General features: G+C 71.5%; 6 protein-coding genes. All 6 read right to left on the bottom strand.

Annotated elements, in window-relative coordinates; all coding sequences use genetic code 11:
• Positions 1 to 59: 59 nt before the first annotated feature.
• Entirely contained in the window at positions 60 to 446 is a 387-nt protein-coding gene (gene gloA, locus FL311_RS37925; RefSeq protein ID WP_141332548.1) for a lactoylglutathione lyase, read from the bottom strand.
• A gap of 58 nt (positions 447 to 504) precedes the next feature.
• Positions 505 to 2,820 carry a hypothetical protein gene (locus tag FL311_RS37920; RefSeq protein WP_141332547.1) on the bottom strand — a complete coding sequence of 772 codons (2,316 nt, stop codon included), beginning with the start codon at positions 2,818 to 2,820 and terminating at the stop codon, positions 505 to 507.
• A 556-nt stretch (positions 2,821 to 3,376) separates the two neighbouring features.
• On the bottom strand, positions 3,377 to 3,787 hold the full coding sequence (locus tag FL311_RS37915) for a hypothetical protein (RefSeq protein ID WP_141332546.1): 411 nt from the start codon (positions 3,785 to 3,787) through the stop codon (positions 3,377 to 3,379).
• Positions 3,788 to 3,889: 102 nt separating this feature from the next.
• The gene (locus FL311_RS37910; protein WP_141332545.1) at positions 3,890 to 5,110 is read right to left on the bottom strand and encodes a nitronate monooxygenase family protein; all 1,221 of its coding nucleotides are present in this window, start codon (positions 5,108 to 5,110) and stop codon (positions 3,890 to 3,892) included.
• 150 nt (positions 5,111 to 5,260) lie between these two features.
• Positions 5,261 to 5,725, bottom strand: a complete 465-nt coding sequence (locus tag FL311_RS37905) for a GNAT family N-acetyltransferase (protein WP_141332544.1) — start codon at positions 5,723 to 5,725, stop codon at positions 5,261 to 5,263.
• On the bottom strand, positions 5,725 to 8,568 hold the full coding sequence (locus FL311_RS37900) for a TonB-dependent receptor (RefSeq protein ID WP_141332543.1): 2,844 nt from the start codon (positions 8,566 to 8,568) through the stop codon (positions 5,725 to 5,727). The genes FL311_RS37905 and FL311_RS37900 overlap by 1 nt, the downstream gene beginning before the upstream one ends.
• Positions 8,569 to 8,681 lie beyond the last annotated feature (113 nt).

Genomic DNA, 8,681 nt, shown 5'->3' with positions numbered 1-8,681 from the left:
GCGTGGCGCGGGGGGCTGGGACGTCACGTCAGCCCTTCCGCGCGTGGGGACGGGGGCTTTCAGGTTCCCTGCTCGATGAGCTCGACGCGGTAGCCGTCCGGGTCCTCGACGAAGGCGATGACGGTGGTGCCATGCTTCATCGGCCCCGGCTCGCGGACGACCTTGCCGCCGGCCTCGCGGATGGCGTCGCACGTCGCGCGGATGTCCTTCACGCCCAGGGCCACGTGGCCGTAGGCCGTGCCCAGCTCGTACTTCTCCACGCCCCAGTTGTGGGTGAGCTCCAGTGCGGGGTGCGTGTCCTCGGGGCCGAAGCCGACGAAGGCCAGGGTGAACTTCCCATCGGGGTAGTCACGGCGGCGCAGGAGCGTCATGCCGATGATCCGGGTGTAGAAGTCGAGCGACTTCTCCAGGTTCCCCACGCGCAACATGGTGTGCAGGATTCGCATGCCGCGCTTCATAACGCCCCGGGCGCCGCGCGTCTCGCGCGGGCTGTCGGCACTCGGACTATGGGTTCACGGAGGACTCGTTGGCCCGGACCTTCCGTGGAACGGTGAACGTCCCCACGGCCACCCGGCCGTCGGAAACCGGCCGTCCCGGCGCCTCGAGCAGGGGCACGCGCGACTGGTCGCCGCCCGCGTGCCACAGCCCCACCATCACCGTCCACTCACCCTGGGGCCAGCCGCGCGTGGACACGGAGAACGCGTCGCGCAGCAGCGTGTCCCTGGGGGCGTCGGTGAAGAACCAGGTGCCGCCCACCACGTCGTGGTCCGCGCCGAGTCGACGACCGTCCGCCGCGACGATGTGCACGAAGATGCCCACCGAGCGCGGCACCGGCCCCGTCACGCGCCAGTTCAGCACCATGGACGCGATGCCCTCCGCGTCGGGCTCCTCGGGAAGCTCCGCGGCTACCAGTTCCACGGGCACACCGAAGCGCGCGTTGATGGGCGTGGCCTTCGCGGGCAGCTGCGCCACCGTCAGCGGAGAGCCATCCTGGTTGCGCGGGTCCGGCTTCGCCACGGGCTCGCTCCAGGCGGTGGCCACGACGCCCCACGCGACGAGGGGCACCAGGGCCACGCCCACCGTCGCGGGCCAGGACAGCCGCTGTCCCCGACGCTCGCGCCACAGGAGCAGACCAAGCCCCACCCACGCGAGCACGGAGACCATCGAGCCTCCGAGCCCCGAGCGGGGCAGGAAGCTCAGCACCACCTGATGGTGGCCCTCGGGCACGCGTACGCCGAGCAGCCCGTCGTGCGAGACGACCTCGCCCTGTGAGGACTTCCAGCCGGGGTGCCAGTTCTGGTTGACCAGGAGCACGGTGGGCCGCGTGGCGTCCACGTCCACGGTGAGGCGGTTGGGGGTCCACTCCACGCGGCGCGCGGTGCCGGAGCCGGGCTCCTCCAGGTACTCCTCCTGGTTCAGGTCGCCGCGCAGCTTGGAGGACATGGGCACGGGCCACGCTTCACCGCAGGCGATGGAGCCTCGGTTGAGCGCGAGCAGGTGGCCTTGCGACCAGCGGTTGCCGCGCGCCTGCGCGAAGGGCTGCTCCTTCTCGACGGGCTGCGGAATCATCTGCGCCCAGTGCGAGAGGTTGTCGAAGGCGCGAAGCTGGAGCCCCCAGCTCGCCAGGTCCACCGCGCACGCGGCCGCCGCGGCCCAGGTCCACCGCGCGGGCGAGCGCCACGTGCGCGCCAGCAGGACGGTGAGGCCCAGCGCCGCAAGCTCGGCGAGGAAGAAGCAGGTGGGGACGAGGAAGCGCTCGGGGTAGCGGAACGTCTCGAAGATGGGCAGCGTGCGCAGGCCCGCGAACAGCGACGGTGACGCCGCGTAGCCCGCGGCCATCCACGCGCAGAGGCCGGCGACGATGGCGGGGTACAGCGCGCGACGCCACGCGAAGGCGAGGGCCGGCAGCGCGAGCGCGAGCGCGGCGGGGGCGAAGTAGAAGTTGCCGGTATCGCTGTAGCCGGAGCGCGCGGGGAGCTCGAGCAGCATCTTCACGAGCGGCGTGAGCGCGTTGCCTGGTGTGCCGGCCATGACGCGCGGCGAGGAGCGCATCGTCTCGAGGATGGGCCACAGGCGGAAGGCACAGGCGGCCAGCGTGAAGCACGCGGTGGCGCCCAGGGACCACAGGGCCTGGATGCGGCGGGGCGTGCCGCGCAGGGTGTAGAGCGAGCGGCCCGTCTCGAGGACGACGAAGAGGGCGCCCATGGGCACGGGGTAGGTGCCGCCGAAGGCGAGCAGCAGGGAGAAGACGGCGGCCACGAGCGCGGCGCCGGACAGCCTGCCCTCGACGGCGCGGCGGGTGCCGACGAGCAGCCACGGCAGCAGGAGGAAGCCCGCGAAGTTGAGCCAGCCGATGGACCAGGACAGCGCGGTGAAGCCCATCAACCCGAAGAGGGGCGCGGCGCCGAGCGCGCCTGTCGCGGAGCCCACGCGTCGTCGGGCGTAGTGGAAGAAGCCCTCCATGCCGAGCACGAGGAACATCCACAGCAGCACGGGCTCCGCGCGGCGCGGACCGATGAGCGAGGACACCAGCACGGTGGGCGCGAAGACGCGCGTCTGCGGACTGCCGAGCGCGTACTGCCCGCCGCAGGACCAGGGGTTCCACAGCGGGAGCTGTCCGTAGTGCGTTACGCTGCGCGTGCCCGCGTCCTCGTATGAGTCGAGCAGGTGCGAGTCGCGGAAATCGTTCAGCCCGCCGGCGACGGACAGGGGCCGCCAGCACGCGATGAGCGCGATGACGCCGAAGAGGGCCAGGCGCACGCTGGTGAGCGAGGCGGCGCGGTGCACGGCGCGGAGCAATCCGTGGGACGAGGTCGTCATGCGCGAAGGGGCGCGCCGTGGAGCGCGAGAGCGGGAGAGGTGGCTCGCATCCGTCGAGGATGGAGTGAGGAAGCGGTGGGACGGAGCGCTTCATCGGCTCCGGGCGACGTCACGTGCGAGGTGCTTCCGCGCATCGGCGAGTGAACATCGACCGTCGCCGCCCACCCAGAATGCAGTGGGGAAGCGGTGGGGCAGAGCGCTTCATCGGCTCCGTACGACGTCACGTGTGAGGTGCTCCCGTGCATCGGCGAGAGCGCATCGGCCAGCGGCTCCCACCGAGGAGTCAGTGAGGAGTCGGCGGGGCGATGCGCTCCGTCCGTCCCGGGCGACGCCTCGTGTGGGAGGCTCGCTCGTGGCATCGGGAGGTCGGCGACTGTCGCTGCCCACCGGGGTTGCAGTGAGCAACCGGCGAGGCAAAGCGCTCCGGTTGCCCCGGGCGACGTCACGCGCGGGAAGCCCCCTGGCGTCGGAGCGCACTCATCATCCGCCCGCTCGCGAGCGCCGCCGTCGCGCGAGGCACGCGCAGACCACGCGAGGTGAGAGGTCTCGCCGCGCATCAGTCGTAGAACGGCCGTGGCTTGCACGGGCTCGCGGTGGCCTTGCGAGGCGCCGTCACGGGCGACGAGGCGCGCAGCTCCGTGTCGATGGCGTCGAACACGTCCGTGACGGGGACATCGCGCCGTCGCGCCTCGTTCATCACCCAGCCGCGCTCCGAGGCACCGAAGTCGTCATCCTGGGACCAGTGGTCGCCGGGGAACGAGTGCATCGAGCGCCGCCGCCAGTGGGGCTCGGCTTCCGCGGCCATCCGCCCCAGCAGCTCGCGCTCCTCCGGGGACAGGCGCCGCGAGGGCGCCCTCACCTCCGAGGTCACCGCCCGCGCCACCGCCACGCCGCCGCACAGCGCGAGCCCGAGCCATCCCGAGAGTGCCACGCGTCGCCAGTGCGCCTGCGTCTTCGTCATCGTCATGGAGCCCACCCGTCGTCGGTGGGTTCCTACTCCAACTCCCACGGCCGCATCACCCGAATCCTCCGCCCGAGACCAGGCGGGCGGAGCGCCGTCCGTCCGGCCTCAGGAGCGGTCGTTCTCGTCCGTGTCCGCTTCCAGCTCGTACGGGTTCGCGAGCAGCCGGTGCGCCCCCTCCATCATCTCCACCACGAGCTGCCCGGCGGGCTGAACGCTCTCGATGCGCGCCATGCTGGAGCCGCTGGCGGGCAGCACCATCTCCTCCAAATCCCCCTGTGTGTCGGGCGTGGGCACGAAGGCGCTGAAGCGCGGCATCGTGTACAGCGCGTCACCCCCCGCGAGCCCCGGGAACAGCCGCGTCGTGCCGATGGTGTCCTGTGTCTGCGTCGGCGCCTTCGCCTCCCGGCCCGCCCACTCGCGCACCACGCGGTTGCGCAGCACCCGCTGCCTCGGGCCGCTCCACTCCGGCCCGAAGAGCGTGGTGAAGTCCGAGTCGCGCGCGTCCCCGTCGACCAGGCGCTGCTTGTAGCCCGGGTGCGCGTACGCCTCCACGGAGGCCACCATGCGCGTGCCCACCCAGACACCGTCCGCGCCGTGATACATCGCGCGCGCCGCGCTCAGCGCGTCCGCGATGCCCCCCGCGGCCAACAGGGGCAGCTCGCTCGTCAACGCGCGCAGCTCCCGCACCAGCTTCAACGTGGGCGTGGTCCCCCGGTTGTAGCCCGCCGCCTGTCGCCCCTGCGCGATGAGCCCGTCCACGCCGAGCGCCAGCGCGCCTTTCGCGAACTCCACCGAGCCCGCCTGCACCCAGACGCGGATGCCCGCGGCCCTCAAGTCCTTCACCCACGCGGCCGGAGGCAGGGCCCAGTGGAACGCGACCACGGGGATACGCTCGCTGATGCACGTGTCGATGTGCTCGCGCGTGGTGAGGTCCCCGGCCCGCGCATGGTCCAGGATGAAGTCCACGCCGAAGGGCCGCTGCGTGCCGGCGCGGATGGCCTGGATGCGAGCGCGCAGGAACGGCGCGGGCTCGGGCGCAGAGCCCAGCATGCCGATGCCACCTGCTTCCGACACCGCGATGACCAGCGGCGGCAGCGCCACGAAGGCCATGCCCGCGCTGACGAAGGGGTAGTGCACCCCCAGGTCCTTCGTCAGCCGCGTGTGCAGCGTGTTGTCCTCCATCACCTGGATGGGGCGGCGAGGCGCGCGCTCGGCCTCCGCGTCCGAGGCGAGGCCCTCGTCCTCCAGCTCTCCATCCCTGGAAGCTCCCGAGGGGCCGGCCCGATGCGAAGGGGGCGCGCCGCGTCCGTCGTTCGTTCCGTTCATCGTGTCTCCTCGATGTCGCTGGCTCGCTGACCGCGCTGGAAAGGTTACCAGCATCCCCCGGTTGTTGAGGTCAGGGGGCGACGCGGCGATGGTCAGCCCGGATGCTCGACGACATGCGCCGGTGTCCGCTGGTGAGCACCGCTCACGCGCCTACGTCCCGAGTGACTTCCGCATGTGCCGGTGTGGAATGCCGACTTCCAGGAACGCTTCCGCGTACGTGGAATAACCCAGCCGTTCGTAGAAGGGGACGACCGCCTGTCGGGCATGCAGGTGGACCTGGGTGAGGCCTCGCCGCACGAGCTCCGCCTCCAACGTCCGGACCAGTCGGGCCCCCAGTTGGCGGCCCTGGAGTTCTGGCGTCACGGCCATCTGGAACAGCCGGCCACCCCGCGGGTCCTCGGGATGGAAGAGGACACAGCCGAGCACCTGTCCGCCCACGTGCGCGACCAGATGGAGGCTCGTGTCCTCGAAGGGGAACGTCACCTGCTCGCGCGTGTAGCCGAGCGGCTCGCGCAGCACCCGGAAGCGCAGCTCCAGCTCCCCGGCGTACAGCGCGTGGCCGGGTTGGATGAAGTCGAGCGCGAGCTCGGATGGCGCGGCGCCGGACGCGCTCATCAGAACGTCCCGGTCAGCTGCAGGGTGAAGGTGCGACCGTACTGGGGCACCGGCGCGATGGAATTCTCGTCCGACACCGGAATCCGATAGTTCGTGTCGAGCAGGTTGTGGACGCCGGCGAAGTAGCGCAGCGGGCCGTAGTCACCGGAGAGGCCGAAGCTGATGAGCAGCGCCTCGCCGCTGTCGGCGCCGCCCTCTCCGGTGGGGCGCGCGCTCTGGTAGGTGGCCTGGGTGGCCAGCCGCATGTCGCCGCCGCCGATGGGCATCAGCAGGCGACCGGAGACCAGGTGCGCGGGGGCCGCGGCGGCCACCTCGTCCGAGGCGTTGCGCAGCCGCACGTACGAGTAGCTTATGTCCACCAGCAGGTAGCGACCCGGCTGCCAGTGCACGCCCGCCTCCGCGCCCCACGCCAGCGTGGTGCCGCTGTCGTTGCCGAACACGAGGCACTCGGTGGAGGTGCCGCACTGGCCTGAGGGGTTGGCCTCCTCCTGCAGCCGGACCAGGTTGGAGATGCGGTTGTGGTAGCCGGCCACGGTGAGCCGCAGCTCGTCCGTCAAGTCGTGGCCGTGCTCCAGCTCGAAGGTGGTGATGGTCTCCGGGTCCAGCGCTTCCGGCGCGGCCTGGGTGATGCCGTCCGCGTAGTGCAGCTCGTAGATGGTGGGCGCGCGGAAGGCGTTACCGGCCACCAGCTTGGTGAGGCCCGCGTCGTAGGGTCGGGCGATGAGCGCCACGCGCGGCGTGATGGGGGTCTCGTCCACGTCCGTGTACTTGTCCAGGCGCAGGCCCGCCGACAGGCTCAGCCGGGGGTGCAGCTTCCACTCGTCGAGCAGGTACGCGGACAGGATGGTGCGCGTCTTGGTCTCGAGGATGGGGCCGGGGTTCGTCGACTGCCGCACGCCCAATTGGCCCTGGGCCTCCACGCCGAGGGTGAGCCGGTTGCCCTCGAACAGCCCCACCTGCGCGCGCAGCTCCGCGTTGACCCAGTCCGCGTCGCCGGTCTCCTCGCGCGGGCCGCCGGCCGACTCCTGGTACACGTAGATGCCGTCGTAGCGGCTCAGGTCGAACGAGCCGCGCGCGGACAGGCTGAAGTTCTCGGAGAACTCGTGCTCGTAGCGGCCCTCCGCGAAGAAGCGCAGGTCCTTCACGCGGTTGCCCTCCGTGCCGGGGACGGTGCCGTAGGGCGCGGTGGGCAGCTCCTTGGAGCGCACGTTGAGCATGGCCTGGAAGGCGAAGTCGCCCACGCGCGCGCGCATGGAGCCGGTGGCGGCGCGCTCCGCGTCCAGGCCGGTGACCAGGTACTCCCGGTCGGCGAGCAGCCGCGTGGTGTCCGCGCCCGAGGCCGTCAGGGCCGCGGCGCTCACCAGGATGGAGCGGTTGCCGCTCGCCCACGCCGCGGTGGCGTGTCCACGCGTCGTGCCCAGCGCGCCCACGGCGCCCGTCACCTCCAGGTGCTTGTCCTGGCCGAGCGACTCGCGGGGCACCACGTTGATGACGCCGAAGAAGGCGCCGGTGCCGTAGAGCGAGCTGCCCGGGCCGCGCACCACCTCGATGCGCTCGATTTCGAGCAGGTCCACGTTGAAGTCGTGCGCGGCGAAGCCCTGGCCGGCCCACACGTCGTTCATGGGGTGGCCGTCCCAGAGGATGCTGATGCGCGTGTTGAGGTCGCCCGGGGGCGAGAAGCCGCGCACGCCCAGATAGGTGTACGTGCGGTCGTCGGTGAGGAAGAAGCCGCGCACGCCCGACAGCGCCTCGGCGAGCGTGCGCCAGCCGAACGCGCGCAGCTCCTCCTGGGTGAGCACCGTGGTGGAGGCGGGCGCGTCGTCGACGGCGACCAGGCTCTTGGACGCGGCGCGCACGGGCGGGGGTGCGTACCTGAGCTCCGCGTGGACCTTCACCTCCTGGTCGGCGATGACCGTCACCTTCTGGCGCAGGGGGCGCACCTCGCGGCTCTCCACCTCCAGCTGGTGCTCGCCCTCGGGGAGGGTGACGACGGTGGGCGTGAAGCCCGCGGGCTGGCCGTCCACGCGCACGGTGGCGCCGTCGCGGTTGGCGGTGACGACGAGCCGGCCCGAGGGGCGGTCCTGCACGCGCAGCGACACGGAGAGCGGCACGCTGCCGTCGGCGGGCACGTCCACCACGTACTGGCCGGGGGCGTAGCCGGGCGCGCGCACGTAGAGGATGCGCTGGCCGGGAGGCAGGCGGGCGCGGCCGGGCAGCCGGGTGATGACGGGGCCGTTGGGGGCGTCACGCACCTCGGCGCCCTCGGGGGTGCCGGTCAGCTCCACGCCGCCGGTGATGAGGAACAGGTCGAAGGTCTGCTCCGTCTCCTTGCCGCGCGCCACGGTGACGGTGGCCTCGGTGGGACGGTAGCCGTCCTTCTTCACCATGATTTTGTGCCGGCCCGGCGACAGCGCGAGCGTCTGCGGCGAGCGGCCCCGGCTGCCCAGGTCCATGCGGTCCACGTAGACGTCCGCGCCCTTGGGCACGGTGGTGACCTTCACCAGCGCGACCTTGGGGCGCAGCCGGTCCAACGAGCGCGACACCTCCGAGGCGTCCTCGGTGGGCAGGTCCTCGGTGAGCAGGTCGTTGTAGTAGCGGTACGCCTCGTTGAACTTGCCCAGCGCCTCGAAGCAGCGGGCGATGTTGAAGAGCACGTTGCGGTTGGGCACCAGCCGGTAGCTGGTGAAGTACGAGCGCAACGCCTCGGTGTACTGCCCCTTGGCGTAGGCGTCATTGCCCAGCTCGAAGGCGATATCCGCCTCGTCGGCGTTGTTGTCCGCCCACGAAGGGGAGGACAGGAGCAGGAGCGACAGGACGAGCAGGCCAGAGCGTGAGGGAACCATGGGGCGGCGACATTCTTCCCTCTATGGAATGGGAGGTCCATGGGGGCTTTTGGGTGGGGGTTCAGATGTCAGACCCATGAAGTAGGAATGAGTGGACACGCGGTATGGGGTGG

The organism is Myxococcus sp. AB025B (assembly GCF_006518215.1).
GTDB classification, from domain to species: Bacteria; Myxococcota; Myxococcia; order Myxococcales; family Myxococcaceae; genus Myxococcus; species Myxococcus fulvus.
This window is presented reverse-complemented; position numbering and strand designations above follow the sequence as displayed.

Bases quoted from the DNA above. Each gene is read 5' to 3' on its own strand.
- FL311_RS37905 (WP_141332544.1), bottom strand. From the start codon at position 5,725: ATGAGCGCGTCCGGCGCCGCGCCATCCGAGCTCGCGCTCGACTTCATC.
- FL311_RS37900 (WP_141332543.1), bottom strand. From the start codon at position 8,568: ATGGTTCCCTCACGCTCTGGCCTGCTCGTCCTGTCGCTCCTGCTCCTG.
- FL311_RS37920 (WP_141332547.1), bottom strand. From the start codon at position 2,820: ATGACGACCTCGTCCCACGGATTGCTCCGCGCCGTGCACCGCGCCGCC.
- FL311_RS37910 (WP_141332545.1), bottom strand. From the start codon at position 5,110: ATGAACGGAACGAACGACGGACGCGGCGCGCCCCCTTCGCATCGGGCC.
- gloA (WP_141332548.1), bottom strand. From the start codon at position 446: ATGCGAATCCTGCACACCATGTTGCGCGTGGGGAACCTGGAGAAGTCG.
- FL311_RS37915 (WP_141332546.1), bottom strand. From the start codon at position 3,787: ATGACGATGACGAAGACGCAGGCGCACTGGCGACGCGTGGCACTCTCG.